Below are 15,302 nucleotides of genomic sequence, written 5' to 3' on the forward strand. Positions count from 1 at the left end.
TGACGACCGTTTGCCACTGGACTACCCCGGGAATATAGTTGAAACCCGGACTATTGAGGTGACCATGACCGACGCGACCGCCGCCACCATGCCCGCCCTCTACATCGGGCACGGCGCCCCGCCGCTGCTCGACGACCCGACGTGGTCCGGGCAGCTCGCCGCGTGGGCGCAGGACCTCCCCCGACCGAAGGCGATCCTCATCGTCAGCGCCCACTGGGAGTCCGCTCCGGTCAGCCTGACGGCCAGCGGCGCCCCGCTCGTCTACGACTTCGGCGGGTTCGCGCCGAAGTACTACCAGATGACCTACGAGACGCCGGACGCCACGGCGCTCGCGCAGCGGGTGGCGGCGATGATGCCGAGCACCGAGCCGGTCCACCAGCACGCGTCGCGCGGGCTCGACCACGGCGCGTGGGTGCCGCTGAAGATCATGTACCCCGAGGCCGACGTCCCGGTCCTGCAGATGTCGCTGCCGACCGACGACCCGGAGCGCCTGATGCGCCTCGGCGAGCGGCTGCGGCCGCTGCGCGAGGAGGGCGTCCTCATCGTCGGCTCCGGCTTCCTCACCCACGGCCTGCCCTTCCTCACCGAGTGGCGCATCGACGCCGCCGTGCCGGGCTGGTCGCGCGACTTCGACCTCTGGGCGGCCGACGCGATCGGGCGTGGCGACATCGACACCCTCGCCGACTACCAGGCCAAGGCGCCCGGCATGCCGTACGCCCACCCGACCGTCGAGCACTACACTCCGCTCTTCGTGACGCTCGGCGCCGCGACGAGCGCCGACCGACCGGCGACGCAGGTGATCGACGGCTACTGGATGGGGCTGTCCAAGCGCTCGCTGCAGGTCGCCTGAGCCTGCCGACTACAGTCGAGGGGTGCGCGTCCTCTCGATCCAGTCCCACGTCGCCTACGGCCACGTCGGCAACTCCGCGGCCGTCTTCCCCCTCCAGCGCCTCGGCCACGAGGTGTGGCCGGTGCTGACGGTGAACTTCTCCAACCACACCGGCTACGGCGCCTGGCGTGGTCCGCTGATCCCCGCCGAGGACGTCGCCGCGGTCATCACCGGCATCGGCGAGCGCGGCGCCTTCGAGACCTGCGACGCCGTCCTGTCCGGCTACCAGGGCTCGCCGGAGATCGCCGACGTGATCGTCGACGCGGTCGCCCAGGTCAAGGCCGCCAACCCGGCCGCGACCTACACCTGCGACCCGGTGATGGGCAACGCGACCTCGGGCTGCTTCGTCAACCCGGCGATCCCCCCGAAGTACCGCGAGACGGTCATCCCGGTCGCCGACGTGCTCACGCCCAACCAGTTCGAGCTCGGCTTCATCACCGACCGCGACGCGCTCAGCGGACCCTCGTCGCTCGACGCGATCCTCGCGGCCGTCGACGAGGTGCGCGCGCTCGGACCGTCCACCGTGCTGGTGACGTCGGTCGACCGCGAGGGCGCCGACGACGACGTGATCGAGATGCTCGCCGTCACCGCCGACGGCGCGTGGCTGGTCAGCACCCCGCGCCTGCCGATGAAGGCCAACGGGTCCGGAGACATCACCGCTGCCCTCTTCACCGCCCACCTGAAGGCGACCGGCTCCCCCGCCGACGCGCTCGCCCGCACCGCCTCGTCGGTCTTCGCGGTGCTGAAGGCGACCCTCGACTCCGGCGAGCGCGAGCTGCGGCTGATCGCTGCCCAGGACGCGATCGCCAGCCCTGCCAGCGAGTTCGCGGTGGAGCAGGTGCGCTGAGGCTTCCCCATGGGATGTGGGGAACTGCCGCACCTCCCTCACGCAACGGCGTACGGGAAGTGCGCTTCCGGCAACATCCCATGGTGGAGCAACAGTGAGCGGAGCCGGTGACAGGAATCGAACCCGCGACATCATTATTACAAGTAATGCGCTCTACCAACTGAGCTACACCGGCGCACGCCTCGCGGCGCGGCGGCCATCCTAGGCGAGGTCCGACTCCGCGTTGCCACCCGGCGACCAGCGCACGGTGGAGATGATCGCGTCGAGCAGCTCGAGGAGCGCGGGCGCGGTCTGGTCCCAGATCACGGGCGCGGCGAAGGAGAACACCGTCGTGGCGTCGGTTGCCGGCGCGGTCAGCCAGTAGTCGGCCCGGAGCACGGGTCGGTCGACCTCGCTGTCGGCGGTCGGGGCCTGGGTGCTGAGCACTCGTACGATGCCGAGCTCGTCGTCGCCCCAGGACGAGACGGCTGCGTTCGGCTCCGCACTCCGCAGCGAGACCGCGAGCGCCTCAGCCGAGGCCAGCGCACCACCCTGCGCGGACAGCCGTGGTGGAAGCGTGGGCTCGTAGATGCCGAGCGTCAGGGGGACGGGAGCACCCGGCACCACCTCGATCGCGAAGTGGAACGCGCGAGCGCCCGCCTTGGTGGCCTCCGCGGCCGCTGCGGAGACCCGCTCCTGGACGTCGCGTCGCAGCACGGCGAGCTCGTCGCCGGGGCAGAGCGAGCGTGCCATCGACCTGACGGACGCCGTCGTGGCCTCGGGCGTCTCCAGCGGTACGCGCCACCAGCGGCCGGGCAGGGCGAAGGTGGGCATCTCGGTGGCGACGGTCGGCGAGGTGGTCATGCGACATCTCCTCCTGCGGCGGGACGCACGCGACGAGCGACCTCAAGGCACGCACCGGCGATGTCCTCGAATGCCGTCAGGTCGGACGTGCTGAGCTCGAGCCTGACGGAGACAGCCGTCGCGGGATGAGCGACCACGACCGCGCACCGCTCGTGAAGCACCGTTCCGTCGGCGGCACGCGGGTCGGTCATGAGGTCCTGGCAGCTCACCGCCGGCGTACGACGAGACTCGTGCATCCGCACGTCGCGCGACAGCACGGCGCCCGGGAGGCGAGCGCTCCGCAACGCCTCCGCCAGCCCGCCCACGTCGACCAGTGGACCTACCTCGACCCATCCCGCAGCGATCACGCGTGACGCGACGTGAGGGTCGGCATCCATGACGGCCACGCCGTAGCGCCCCGTGTCCAGCGGCCGGCCTGCGAAACGGGCCAGGTCGGTACGCAGCCGCTCGGCCAGGTGCAACGGGCGCCCGGGCTCCGACACGACCGAGTCCACCCAGGCATCGGCCGACGCGTCGGGAGACTTCACCCGCCACCCGTCCGGGAGGGAGATCTCGACCTCCAGTCCCCTCATCGCACCGCTCCAGCGACGACGGGCGCGTCCCCGACGAAGTCAGGACCGAAGTTCTTCGTCATGATGCTCTGGGCGTCGACGCTCGAGAAGTCGGTGCCCACGGCGGACACGTCGTGACTGGCCAGGTCGTCCGTGGTCCACACGTGAGACGGGCTTCCCAACGTGTCGAGCCAGGAACCGAACGCGTCCTCCGCTTCGTCCTTCGCTTGGTCCACTCCCACCTTGACGACAGCCTTCTGCCCTTCGTCCCACAGGATCGACCCCACTTTGTAGCGTGCCACCGAGTCGCTGAGACCCTGTTTGACCGTCAGACCCTCGAACAGGTTCGGTGGCTTGCTGGGCGTCTTCCCGGTGAGTGCCTTGCCTGCCTTGAGGAGCGAGCCCGCAGCGATGAAGAGCATCTTCGCAGCGAACTCACCCAGGCTCGACTCGCCGATGAGGAGTTGGAGGGTCGCAGTGATCACGCTGACGACCTTGATGATGCGCCCGACTGCAGCCAGAGCGAGTCCCACCGCCTGGAGACCCGGCACGAAGGCGACGATGACTCCGACCACTGTCATGATGTCGCCCACGACCGACAGCACCGTGGTGATCGCCTCGAGAGTGGGCACGAGGAACCGGTCCTTGAAGTTCTTGAAGTGATCCCCGAACGTGTCGTTGAGCTTGCTCCGCTTGTTCGCGGCGCTGATGCGGTTCATCGCCTCGAGCGCGGCCCTGTCCCCGTCGGCGCGGGCCTGCTCGTACTCACCACGCGCGGCGGCCGCGGCCGCCGCGTGCTCCATGGCGCGGGACTTCGCCCGCTGGTAGGCGAGGTCGGCGGCAGTCCGCTCCTCCGGCGTGGCGAGCGGGTTGGCCGCCAAGGCGATCGAGGCCGCCTTCAGCGTCGCGGCCTTGCCGGCCGTCCCGGTGACGTCCGTGTGACCGTTGGCGTTGATCGCGCGCAGTGCGCGCTGCTGCGCGGCATCGAGCTTGGGCGCGTACTCGACCAGGGCCTGCCCTGCCTCGTGGAAGCGGGAGCGGGAATCGTCCATCACGAGGGCGAGGTCGTCGGCGTTGCGGCGAACGGCGTCGATCGCTTCGCTGCGGTAGGTCGAACCGTCGTTCATGCGTCGCAGGGCCGCCGCTGCCTTGCGCATGTTCTCCGCGGCTGCGACCAGCCTCTGCCCCTCGGCCTTGACCCGATTCGGGTCCCCCGGAAGGGGGTTCATGTCCCACATGGGCTGCTCCTCACTGCTTGCGAAGCTGCGACGTCATCAGGCCGTCGACCTCGTCGAATGTCCTGTCGATCTCGCCCAGCGCCTGCCACACGGTGTCCATGGCGGTGACGATCTCGCCTCGCCGGAGGTCCCAGGAGGACGACAGCTCGGCCACCCGTCCTGCGAGACCACCGTGACCCAGAGCCGAGCCGAAGTCCTCGAGACGGGACACCTCGCCGAGCGCGATGCTCGCGAAGAGGACCTCGTTCTTGAGCCCGGTGAGCTCGCTGTCCGAGATCCTCAGCTCTGTTCCGGCCACGATGAACCTCAGGCCTGGCCGCGGATCGCGTTGGAGAGCGACGTGTCGGTCTCCTGGAGCGACGTGGCCGCGCTGCGGAGGAACTCGGCGAAGCCGGTGAGCGACTCGATGGCGTTCGTGGTGTTGGTGACGTAGGTGTCGAACTGCTCGTTGTAGGCACCGGACGCGGCGTCGGTCTGGAACCCACCGGCGATGAGCTCGTCGACGGCGCGGCTCAGGTCGCTGATCTGCTGGTTGAGGGCGTCACGGCCGCCGTCGATCACGCCGGCGACGCGGTTGAGGTCTTCGTAGGTGACGTTGAGGTTGGCCATGGTGGCGTCCTTTTCGGGAGGTCCGGATCGACTGGTCCGGGAGATGGGTCGAGCCTAGGAATCACTGGAGCTGGTGGCGATGGGGAGCAGTCCCCACCTAGGGAAGCGGCAGCTGGACGCGGACCACCTTCCCTTCGAGCACGGCGAAACCACGTCCCTGCGGGAACTCTCGTCGGGGTACACGCGGGAAGGGTGTCCGCAGCAGCGGCGTCCCTTCGTCCCCGTCGGGCTGGAGGACCAGTCCCGTGCGGCCGCTCTTGAACTCTGCGTAGATGAACATCGACGACGCCCACGAGCTGGCTTCGGACTCGCCGATGATCATGTGGTCCGAGCGCTTCACGGCGCGGACGAGGTCGACGATGGCAGGGTCCGCGGGCGACGACGCGTGCTCGGCGAGCCCCTCCACGACCACGACGTACTTGTCGTGGGTGATCTCCGGGAGCCGGTTGGCGAGCTCCTTGGCCGTCTCCGCCACGTCGGCGGGCGTGACGGCGACCTGGTCCCAGTCGATGAGGTTCGGCAGCGCCGAGCGCCGGTTGCCGAGATAGACGAGGGTGGTCGTCGGGTCTGCGCGGCGGATCGCCTTGACCATCGCCGTCAGCGCCGTCGTACGCCCGCTCTGCGGACCGCCACTGATGAGGAAGGTGCCCGTGGGCCGGAACCCGATCGGACCGAGGGTCTCGTCGGACACGCCGAGCACGGGTGCTCCTCCGACCGACGCGGGCAGCGAGTCGAGCGGGACCTCGCTGGGAAGCGTCTCGATCGGGGCGACCGGGACACGACCGCGGCGCTCCATTGCCCGGGCCAGCTTGCCGATGGCCTGGGCCTGGTCCGAGGCGTTGCGGGAACCGCCGAGGATCGCCACCTGGACCTCGTGGCCGTCGACCACGGCACGGCCGGGCGGTGAGGTCGACGTCACCACGTCGTCGGGGACGTCGAGCGACATGTACATCGCCTCCTCCGCCAGCCGGAGCACGACACGGCGCGGAACGCTGGCGGCCACAGATCCCGGGACGGCAGCGGGACGGTCCGCGGTGAAGACGACGTGGATGCCGAGCTGTCGGCCCTCACTGAGCAAGGTCTGGAAGACGCCGTACCACTCGGCCCGTCCCATGCCCATCTCCCACTGGTCGCGGAACGACGCGAACCCGTCCACCAGCAGCAGGATCCGCGGCTCCTCGGGCCGACCGGCGTTGGCGCGGTACTCGGTGATCGACTCGGCGTCGGCGGCCCGGAAGGTCTGCGCCCGCTCGTTGGCGATGTTCCGCAGCCTGCGGAACAGTCGCACCACGCGTTCGTTGTCGTCGCCGCTGATCACGGCACCCACGTGGGGGAGCTTCTCGAGCATCCGCAGGCCGCCCGCAGCGCAGTCGATGGCGTAGACGTCGACCGGTCCTCCGCGTGGCGTGACGCCGGCGCCGGCCGCGAGGGTGCGGAGCAGGACGGACTTTCCGCTGCCGCCGGTGCCGTAGATCGCGAGGTTCCCGTCGTCGTCCGGGCGGAAGAAGACCACGTCCTGCTTCTGGTCGTCCGGCAGGTCGGCGAGGCCGAGGATCAGCTCGGTGTCGGTGCGCGGGCCCTCACCCAGGAGATTCAGGTGGTAGGCCGGTGCCAGCTCGTCGAGCCACGGTCGCTCCGGCGGCTCGACCTCCGCGAGGCGGGCCGCCTTGTCGATCGAGGCCACGAGGCGGACCTGGTCGGTCGGCCCCTGCTCCTCCGCCGTCGGTTCGTCCTCCACGTCCCGCCCGACGGGATCCCACGGGGTGTCGGAGCCGAAGCCCAGGCGGTGGATGGTGATGGTCGGGCGGACGTGCTCGTCGATGGTCCGGCCGCCGGCGTAGGCCGACTGGAACGGCGCGAGACGACCGGGACCGGTCTTCACCACGCCGCGGCCGGGGATCTCGGGATCGATCACCGCGGCGTCCGGGGTGCCGATGACGTCGGAGCTGTCGGACTCATCGGCCATCCGGAGGGCGATGCGGAGGTTGGTGTTGGCGCGCAGGTTGTCCTTGATCACGCCGGCCGGGCGCTGGGTGGCCATGATCAGGTGGATGCCGAGGGAGCGACCGCGCGCGGCGATGTCGATGACGCCGTCGACGAACTCCGGCACCTCGTTGGCGAGCGCGGCGAACTCGTCGATCACCAGCACCAGCGCCGGCGGGCACTCCGGGTCACCCCGCTTCTCCAGCTCGAGGAGGTCCTTGGCCTTCTTGGTGTTGAGCAGGTGCTCGCGGTTCCGTAGCTCGGCCCGGAGGCTGGTCAGAGCCCGGCGGACGAGGTGGCTGTTGAGGTCGGTCACGAGGCCGACGCAGTGCGGGAGGTTCACGCAGTCCGCGAAGGCCGCACCGCCCTTGTAGTCGACGAAGAGGAACGTGACGCGGTCGGGGCTGAACTCGGCCGCCATGCCGAGCACCCAGGCCTGGAGGAACTCGCTCTTGCCCGAGCCCGTCGTCCCGCCCACGAGGGCGTGCGGACCCTGCGCACGGAGGTCGAGGTGCATGGCGTCGACCCCGGAGGCGCCGACCAGCGCCCGGAGACTGCCCGCCCGGGCGCGGGACTTGCGTGCCGCCGCGCCGCGCTGACGCAGGGACCCGTTCTGGCGCCACCGGTCGACGACAGCGGCCGACGAGTCGACGAGGTCGTCACCGAGCAGCGAGACCAGCGGCACCTGCTGCGGCAGGTCGCTGGCGTCCGCGACGAGCGCACCCGAGTCGACGAGCGGCGTCAGCGCGCGGGCGAACCTCTCCGCGTGCTCGACGCTCACACCCTCGACCGCGGCCGGCGAGACCACGACACCGTGCCGGACGAAGTGGATCGCACCGTCACCGAGCCCGCCCGTCACGTCGACGAAGGTGCGGCACACGGCCGGGAGATCGGCTGCTCGCGGTGCGACCCAGATAGGGAGCACCCCTGCCTCGGCCGCGCGCTCGGAGAGCTGCACCAGGCGGGCCCGGTCCGCAGGCGCCTCGCTCTCGACTACGACGACCACGACCGGCGAGACGGCTGCCTCGGGATCCGACGCCCCGCCCTCACTGGAGCCGATGCTCCCGCCGGTGCGGGTGGCACGCGGCTCGGCACCGAGCGGCCCTCGCGGGGTCGGCCCGGCCGCGGCCGCGCGCCCGAGCCGTACGGCGACGAGCTCCTCGAGCTGCGCCACCACCTGGCCCGCCGTGGCCGCGCTGTCCGCGAGGTGCGTGCCGCTGATCGGGCTCTGCGGAGAGCTGGTGTGAGGAAGCCACGCCAGCCACTCGTGCTGGGGCACCGCGTGCGGAGGAGCGAGAGCAGTGACGACGAGCTCGGCCGGCGAGTGGAGTCCCGTGAGCTGGACCAGCAGGCCGCGCAAGGCGTCCGCCACCTCGGTCTGGCCGCCGACGACACCGAGCGCGCCGGAGGCGAGGAGGTCCTCGATGACTGGCACGCCGTCGATGTGACGGAACTCCGACTCGACGTCCATGAGTCGCTGCGTGTACTCCGGGAGACCTTCGTCGCTGGGGCCGGCGCCGGCGATGGTGTTGCGCGACGGGAGCCGGCCGAGACCGAGCCGGACGTGGAGGAAGTTCCAGTGCTCCGGGCGCCGAGTCCACAGCAGCGGACTGCGGTCGAAGCCTGCCTGGTAGACGTCCGAGACGCGAGGGGCCTCGGCCTGGCGAACCTCCCGCTCGCGCGGCACCTCGCCCGTCAGCGTCGTCCGCAGGATGTCGAGCTGTCGCTCGAACCTCTCGATGTCGCCGGCGAGCTGGCGCTTCGACCGACCCCGCGTGGTCACGAAGTTGCCGAGCATCATGAGCGGCGCCATGGCGATGAACATCAGTGAGAGCGGGTTGCGGGTGACGGCGTACATGCCGACACCCATGAGCACGGGGGCGACGAGCAGGAGCCACGGGAAGGGCTGCTGCTCGACCTCGGTGGGGACCGACGGACGGGGGTGCTCCTGGTCGAGGTAGCGCGCCTCGACCCGCGGGGACCGGCTGTGGTTGACCGCACCACCCGAGGCTTCGGGGCCCTGGCGCGGCGCCGGCGCGGCCGTCAGGGCGAACGTCAGCGTCGAGTCGCCGAGCACGACCTCCTGTCCGGGCAGCACCGTGAGCCGGGTGACGAGGCTGCCGTCGAGGCTGAGGCCGTTGGCGCTGTTGAGGTCGACCAGCTCGATGGTCGCGCCGACCTCGACGCGGGCATGGTGTTTGGAGACGAAGGGGTCGTCGAGCACGACGTCGGCCGACGGGTCCCGGCCGATGAACGACGGCCCCAGCGGGAGCCGGACCTCGCGTGGCGCATCCGGGCCAGCGACGACCCGCAGGACGGCAGCGGCCTCATGGCCCTGCGCGGAGGGCGCGGGAGTCGCGTCGACCACGGCCACTGCGCAGCCCGAGGTGAGGGACGTCTCGCCCACGGTCCGGTCGGCGGGGATCGTGACCCGCGGCGCGTCGGCGTCTGCTCCGACGCTGAGGGTGACGACGGCGTCACGCGAGGACGGAACCGGCGAGCGCACCGGGTCGACGTCGAGGAGCTCACGGGCGAGGTCCCCGACCGTGGCCGTGGCGTCGGTGGTGACGACGACGTCGGTCGCTCGACCGGCCGCGCGGACGTAGGTCAGCTTCAGCTTCATGCCAGGGACTCCACGACGAAGGAGCAGTCACCGAACGCGACGACGTCGCCGGGGTGCACGACGGTAGGCGTCCGGGTCGCCAGCCGACGTTCGCCGTCGGCGGCGCGCACCCACACGCCGTTGGTCGAGTCGAGGTCCTCGACGTGGAGCCGGTGGTCCCTGACCTCGACGCGCGCGTGGGTCTTCGACATGCTCCGCGTCGGGTCGTTGACCACCTGGGCCACGCCGCCGAGGACAGCCGAGGTCTCGGGCGCGCGGCCGAGGACCAGCGGTGCCGACCTCACCTCGAGGCTGGTGCTGCCGTCGCTGCTGCGCAGGACGTACGCCGTCGCGGGGGACGGCGCCGTCGGGGACGGCGCGGGGGCAGCGACGGTGTGGTCCACCACCGGGGCCGGGCGCGGCTCCCACCCCGGAGGGGGCGACACCAGCGTTCCCGGCGGAGCGGCAGGGGCGCCGGACGACACCTGGATCTGCTGCCGCGGATCGGGTGTGGGCGGTGTCGGCGCGACAACCCCGACCGGTGCCTCGGAGCTCGGTCCGGACGGGGGCGCGGCCGTGGCGTAGCCCGTGGCGAGGGATGGCGGCGCGACCGCTGGTGACGGAGACGGAGCGGGCCGCTCCGTGGTCCGCGCCGTGGCACCCGCCCCGTCGCGCGAGTACGACGCCGCGGCGGGAGGACGCGTGACCACCACGGTCGCAGCCGCCGTGTCGTGCCAGCCCTGGCGGCGCGGGTCGCCCTGCATGGTGAGGGCCATGACCACCACCGGGAGAAGGAACATGCTCGCGAGCCCGAGCACGAGGTTGCGCACGAAGATGCGGGCCCAACCCACCGGCGCGCCGGTGGTCGCGTCGAGCACCCAGACCCCGAGCCGTCGCTTGCCGAAGGACTGGCCGGTGGTCGCCAGCCAGCGCCACTGCACGAGCGACCAGACCACGGAGGCGACGAGCATCCAGAGGCTCGCCACCAGCATGGACGCGGTCGCGGGCACGGCGAGCAGCAGCAGGAGCGGCACGACGTACACGACGGCAGCCGTCGCGAGCGCATCGACCAGGTTCGCCGCGAGGCGACGGCCCAGGGACGCGTGGAGCGGTCCGTCGATCGGCAGGGTGGGAGCGCTCACCGGGTCACCTTCTTGTTCGTCGTCGCGGTCGCCTCGCCCAGGAGACCGCCGATGGCCGCGAGGGCTCGGCGCGGCAGGAATCCGATCGCCGCACCCACGCGAGACCCCGCGCGGCGCAGCGTCTGCCGCCACGGCACGGAGGCTGGGGACAGGACGGCGAGGGGACGACGCCACCACGGCGCCGACTTCCGCAGCCGCTTCAACGCCGTGTCGACGTCGTCCCAGTAGGCGCGGGCCTCCTCGTCGGTCGGTGCAGTGGGGCCGAAGACGTGACGGTCGGCCCTGCCCGCCAACAACAGGACACCGCTCCCGGGGACGCGGGCGTCCAGCAGGCTGCCGCTCTCCTGCCGGGTGTTGCTGTGGGGCAGGCGGATCCCGAGGTCGCGTGCGCGGTCGGCGATCTCGCGCCAGCCGCCGCTCATCCGTGCCACCGGGTCGGCGGCCCGACGCCGGCGGCGTCGGCGGGACCGCTTGACCACGAGCAGCGCCCAGAAGGGCGAGGTGAGCAGCACGGCGCCCCCGGCCACCGCGAGATAGGTGAGGATGTCGCCGATGGGGATCGGCGGCGGAGCCGGTGTGCCCTTGCCCGCGCCCTGCGGCGCCTTGTCGTCGAGGTCGTCCGGCTCGGTGGGGATGACCGGGGGCTGGACCACGTTGGGCTGCGGCTCCGGCTCGGGGTCCTCCTGCTGCTGCTGCGGCGTCCGGTCCTTGTCGGGCGTCGGCACGAAGGCCACCCAACCCGCGTCCTCGAGGTGCACCTCGACCCACGCGTGCACGTCCGCACCCTTGACGACCCCCGTCGAATCGGGCACGACGAAGCCGATGACCACCCGGGCCGGCAGGCCCTGCTGCTGGGCCGCGACGCCCATCGCCGAGGCGTACTGCTCGTCGTTGCCGATCATCTGGTCGTCGCCGACGAGATCGGTGATGCGCTTGGCGCCGTGACCGGACGGGGACGTCGCCTCCCCCTCCTTGCCGTCGCTGTAGTAGCCCTTGCGGAAGGCGTCCGCGAGGGCCGCGGCGGCCGCTCCCCCACCGGGACTGCCCGCCTCGGCCAGCCACTCCTGCACCTTCTTGGTCAGCACCGGAATGTCGGCCGGCGCCTGCGGCATCGCACCGCTCGCCGCCGCCAGCGCCTCGGGCGAGGCGGGCACTTCCGGCCGGAGCGAACGCATCTCGTAGGTCGTGCCGCGCACGGTGCCGCCGAGCTGGGCCATCGTGCCGGTCGCGTCGTTGTAGAGGACGCGGGACTGGATGGAGCCGTCGGCGCGACCGTCACGCAGCGCAACGACGCCCAGCGTCTCGCCGACCGTCGGCACCCAGGGGCCGGAGTAGTCCTCGATGGTGATCGTGACGTCCTGCTCCCCCGCCTCGTCGGGCTGGGCGCTGAGCCGCCCGAAAGTGCCCGACTGGGTGGGTGCCCCCGGTCCTCCGGCGACGTTCCAGACGATGCCGTCGAAGGTGTCCATCGTCGCGATGCGGATCCGGTCGCCGGTGGAGAGCCCGGTCGTGGTGAACATCGTCTTCTCGCCCAACGCCCGCTCGTCGTAGTAGGCGCGGTAGCGCACGAGCGGGCTCGGGTAGTCCATCGGGTCGAACGGCGGGTCGACGTGGTCACGGAGCACCGTCCGGGTGTCACCGGCGAGGGCGGACGTCATGACGCCGGCCAGACCACCGGCCACGGCGATCACCGCGGCCGTCATGCCGAGGCGCCGTGTCCACGACACACGTACGTCGCGCGTCTCGCGCCATCGCGTCCACACAAGCAGCCCGGTCGCGAGCACGAGGCCGCGGGTGATGGTCAGGCCCGTCACCCGGTCGCCGAATGCCGCCGCGACGACGAAGGCCGCGAGGACGACGATCGCGGCGCCCCCGGGGCGCCTGCTCCGCCAGAGGAAGGCTCCTGCCGCGAGCCCCGCGACCAGCGACATCACCCACGGCACCAACAGCACCGTGCCGGTGCTGCCCAGGGGCGTGAGGAGGGTCAGGGAGTCCCGCCACGCCGACACGAGTCCGGTCACGAGCGCACTCACGGAGTCGACGTCGGGCGCGATGCCCGCCAGCGCCAGGTCAGGGACGGCCAGCGCGGGCCCGAGGAGGAGGTGGCAGCCGAGCAGCAGCAGGACGGCCGGCCAGGCACCCCAGCCGAGACGACGCGTGAGGAGGGCGACCCCGAGCCCGACGAGGGTGCCGGCCGCGACCGCCGCCAGCCACCTCCAGCCGCCGTACGCGTCGGCGAACGGGCTCGTCGCGACGGCCATCAGCAGGACCACGAGGACGACGTCGGTGGCGAGCAGGCGTCCGCCCAGGGCGGTGCGGGTCACGACGCCAACCTCCGCATCGTCCCGGCCAGATCGGCGAGGTCGGTGACGCCGGCGATGTGGAGGTCGCCCATGGTGCGTACCGATGGACGCTCGGCGGTCTCGGCGCGTACGGCGATCGTGCGCACGTCGACGGGCAGGAAGCGTCGCGCCCTGCGCAGCTCGACCGGGTCGACCAGCGAGCCGCAGACCAGCAGGACGATGCTCGCACCCGTGTTGTCGCGCGACGCCCGCCGCGTGAGGTCGGCGAGCCCGCTCGCACCAGGTGCGTAGTCGATGCCCGAGAGCTGGTCGAGGAAGGTGGTCGTCGTGCCGTTGCGCAGGCGACGGGCCGACGTCACGGCGGTCAACGTCTGACCGTCGACGAGGGTCTGGACGCCCATGGATCCGGCGATGGAGATCGCGGTCTCGAACTCCTCGTCGGAGGCGTAGTCGTCGAGCCGGGTGCTGAGCAGGACGAGGAGGTGCGATCGGCGGGTCTCCTCGAACTGGCGCACCATCAGCTGGCCCGAGCGCGCGCTGCTCTTCCAGTGGATGTAGCGCCGGTCGTCGCCGGGGACGTAGTTGCGCAGTGCGTGGAAGGCGACGTCGTGGTCGGTGATCTTGCGGACGGTCTCACCCTCGAGGTCGCGCAGGATGCCGGACGCCGATCCCTCGATCCGGACGGTTCGCGGGTGCACGTAGAGGACCTCGGCCCCGCCCAGTCGCTGCTCGCGGCGCAGCAGCCCGAGCGGATCGGCGCGCACGGCGGTCACCGGCCCGACGTCGTAGACCGCCCGACGGGCAGTGGGGATCGCGAACAGCTCCTCGTGGTCGTGGTGGCCGCGCAGGCTGGGCAGCTCGAACGCCGCACGGCCCTGGCCGATCGGCAGCTCGATCGTGACCGGGAGGGTGCGACGCGACGTGTCGTTGAGCAGGTGCAGGCGGCCGTTGGCCCGCTCGCCGACGACCACGCGGTCACGGCTGAGGTCGAGGGTCGTGACGAGCTGGTGGCCGCCGAAGATGAAGACCACGCCGACGGCCAGGAGGAGCATCCCGAACGACGCGGCGACCAGCAGCTCGGTCCAGCCGAGCCGGGTCCATGCGGCGACGGCGAGGAGCGACAACACCATGAGCACCCAGGCCGACGGCGTGACGACCTGCGTGACGGGTCGGGCGATCTCCCGCGGTCGGGCCGTCGCGGCGGCCAGCCGGTGCCGGCCCTCCAGCCAGACGGTTGCCGTACGTCGGCGCAGCGCGAGCACCCGTGACCCCGCCCCACCCCGTGCCGGGAAGATCGCCTCGCTCATCAGGCCACGCGCTCCTGGGGAGCGGGGAGCTGGCCGAGGATCCGCTCCAGCACCGACTCGGTCGTTGCGCCGCGGAACTCCTCCTCCGGGTCGAGCACCATGCGGTGCGCAAGCACGGGCACGGCGAGGGCCTTGATGTCGTCGGGGATGACATAGCTGCGACCCGCGGCAAGTGCCCACGTCCGGGCGGCACGGACGAGGGCGAGACCGGCGCGCACGCTGCAGCCCAGGACGACGTCCGGCGCCGAGCGGGTCGCCTGCGCGAGCTCCGAGACGTAGACGAGGATCGCCTGGTCGACGTGCACGCCGGCTGCGTAGTCGATCATGCTCGCCACGTGGTCGGTCGGGATGATCGGGTCGACGACGAGCCCACCACGTGCCTGCGGCGGCTGGGCGAGGATCTTCACCGTGCTCTCGTGGTCGGGATAGCCGAGCGAGGTCTTCATCAGGAAGCGGTCGAGCTGTGCCTCGGGCAGCCGGTAGGTCCCGGCCTGCTCGATGGGGTTCTGCGTCGCGATGACCATGAACGGGCGTCCCACCGCGTGGGCCTCGCCGTCGATGGTGACCTGGCTCTCCTCCATCACCTCGAGCAGCGCGGACTGCGTCTTGGGCGAGGCTCGGTTGATCTCGTCGGCCAGCACGATGTTGGCGAAGATCGGGCCCTGGTGGAACGTGAACCGCTGGGTGCCCTGGTCGTAGATCGTCACGCCGGTGACGTCGCTGGGGAGCAGGTCCGGCGTGAACTGGATCCGGGTCTGCTTGCCGTGCAGCGTCTGCGCCATCGCCCGGGCGAGCGAGGTCTTGCCGGTGCCGGGGAAGTCCTCCAGCAGGAGGTGGCCCTCGGACACCAGGCAGGTCATCGCCAGCCGGATGACGTGGGTCTTGCCCACGACCGCTCGCTCGACGTTGGCGACGAGCTGGTCGAAGGTCTGGGCGAACCACTGGATCTGGTCGTGGTTGGGAGTGGTCATGGTTCCTGCTTTCGAAG

At 71.5% G+C, this 15,302-nt stretch carries 12 protein-coding genes and 1 tRNA gene; 2 read left to right on the forward strand and 11 right to left on the reverse strand.

Annotation, left to right across the window (positions count from 1 at the left end):
• The first annotated feature begins 64 nt into the window (after positions 1 to 64).
• Together KDN32_RS17020 and pdxY are read left to right on the forward strand one after the other, a co-directional pair.
• On the forward strand, positions 65 to 850 hold the full coding sequence (locus KDN32_RS17020) for a dioxygenase family protein (protein ID WP_211733449.1): 786 nt from the start codon (positions 65 to 67) through the stop codon (positions 848 to 850).
• 22 nt (positions 851 to 872) lie between these two features.
• On the forward strand, positions 873 to 1,736 hold the full coding sequence (pdxY, locus tag KDN32_RS17025; protein WP_211733450.1) for a pyridoxal kinase PdxY: 864 nt from the start codon (positions 873 to 875) through the stop codon (positions 1,734 to 1,736).
• Between the two features lie 102 nt (positions 1,737 to 1,838).
• Here the strand turns inward: pdxY and KDN32_RS17030 are convergent.
• From KDN32_RS17030 to KDN32_RS17080, 11 genes are all read right to left on the reverse strand, one after another.
• Positions 1,839 to 1,911 (reverse strand) — tRNA-Thr (locus tag KDN32_RS17030).
• 26 nt (positions 1,912 to 1,937) lie between these two features.
• Positions 1,938 to 2,579: a hypothetical protein gene (locus tag KDN32_RS17035; RefSeq protein WP_211733451.1), complete on the reverse strand. Its 642-nt coding sequence runs from the start codon at positions 2,577 to 2,579 to the stop codon at positions 1,938 to 1,940.
• A complete protein-coding gene (locus KDN32_RS17040; protein ID WP_211733452.1) occupies positions 2,576 to 3,106 on the reverse strand; it encodes a hypothetical protein in 531 nt (176 codons plus the stop codon). The genes KDN32_RS17035 and KDN32_RS17040 overlap by 4 nt, the downstream gene beginning before the upstream one ends.
• Positions 3,107 to 3,147: 41 nt before the next feature.
• On the reverse strand, positions 3,148 to 4,368 hold the full coding sequence (locus KDN32_RS17045) for a hypothetical protein (RefSeq protein ID WP_211733453.1): 1,221 nt from the start codon (positions 4,366 to 4,368) through the stop codon (positions 3,148 to 3,150).
• A 10-nt stretch (positions 4,369 to 4,378) separates the two neighbouring features.
• On the reverse strand, positions 4,379 to 4,666 hold the full coding sequence (locus tag KDN32_RS17050; RefSeq protein ID WP_211733454.1) for a hypothetical protein: 288 nt from the start codon (positions 4,664 to 4,666) through the stop codon (positions 4,379 to 4,381).
• Positions 4,667 to 4,674: 8 nt separating this feature from the next.
• Positions 4,675 to 4,977, reverse strand: coding sequence for a WXG100 family type VII secretion target (locus KDN32_RS17055; protein WP_211733455.1), 303 nt, complete (start codon positions 4,975 to 4,977; stop codon positions 4,675 to 4,677).
• 97 nt (positions 4,978 to 5,074) lie between these two features.
• Entirely contained in the window at positions 5,075 to 9,583 is a 4,509-nt protein-coding gene (locus KDN32_RS17060; protein WP_211733456.1) for a type VII secretion EssC family protein, read from the reverse strand.
• The gene (locus tag KDN32_RS17065) at positions 9,580 to 10,704 is read right to left on the reverse strand and encodes an RDD family protein (RefSeq protein ID WP_211733457.1); all 1,125 of its coding nucleotides are present in this window, start codon (positions 10,702 to 10,704) and stop codon (positions 9,580 to 9,582) included. Before KDN32_RS17065 ends, KDN32_RS17060 begins: the two co-directional genes overlap by 4 nt.
• Positions 10,701 to 13,028, reverse strand: coding sequence for a transglutaminase TgpA family protein (locus KDN32_RS17070; protein WP_211733458.1), 2,328 nt, complete (start codon positions 13,026 to 13,028; stop codon positions 10,701 to 10,703). Before KDN32_RS17070 ends, KDN32_RS17065 begins: the two co-directional genes overlap by 4 nt.
• Positions 13,025 to 14,314 (reverse strand): DUF58 domain-containing protein, encoded by a 1,290-nt coding sequence (locus KDN32_RS17075; RefSeq protein WP_211733459.1) that lies wholly within the window; start codon positions 14,312 to 14,314, stop codon positions 13,025 to 13,027. The genes KDN32_RS17070 and KDN32_RS17075 overlap by 4 nt, the downstream gene beginning before the upstream one ends.
• Positions 14,314 to 15,285 (reverse strand): AAA family ATPase, encoded by a 972-nt coding sequence (locus KDN32_RS17080; protein WP_211733460.1) that lies wholly within the window; start codon positions 15,283 to 15,285, stop codon positions 14,314 to 14,316. Before KDN32_RS17080 ends, KDN32_RS17075 begins: the two co-directional genes overlap by 1 nt.
• Positions 15,286 to 15,302: the final 17 nt, after the last annotated feature.

The sequence above is a fragment of the Nocardioides palaemonis genome, from assembly GCF_018275325.1.
GTDB lineage: Bacteria > Actinomycetota > Actinomycetes > Propionibacteriales > Nocardioidaceae > Nocardioides > Nocardioides palaemonis.

What these genes read in the sequence shown, in the direction of transcription:
- KDN32_RS17020 (WP_211733449.1), top strand. Translation starts at nt 65, where the DNA reads ATGACCGACGCGACCGCCGCCACCATGCCCGCCCTCTACATCGGGCAC.
- KDN32_RS17035 (WP_211733451.1), bottom strand. Translation starts at nt 2,579, where the DNA reads ATGACCACCTCGCCGACCGTCGCCACCGAGATGCCCACCTTCGCCCTG.
- KDN32_RS17045 (WP_211733453.1), bottom strand. Translation starts at nt 4,368, where the DNA reads ATGTGGGACATGAACCCCCTTCCGGGGGACCCGAATCGGGTCAAGGCC.
- KDN32_RS17055 (WP_211733455.1), bottom strand. Translation starts at nt 4,977, where the DNA reads ATGGCCAACCTCAACGTCACCTACGAAGACCTCAACCGCGTCGCCGGC.
- KDN32_RS17060 (WP_211733456.1), bottom strand. Translation starts at nt 9,583, where the DNA reads ATGAAGCTGAAGCTGACCTACGTCCGCGCGGCCGGTCGAGCGACCGAC.
- KDN32_RS17075 (WP_211733459.1), bottom strand. Translation starts at nt 14,314, where the DNA reads ATGAGCGAGGCGATCTTCCCGGCACGGGGTGGGGCGGGGTCACGGGTG.
- KDN32_RS17080 (WP_211733460.1), bottom strand. Translation starts at nt 15,285, where the DNA reads ATGACCACTCCCAACCACGACCAGATCCAGTGGTTCGCCCAGACCTTC.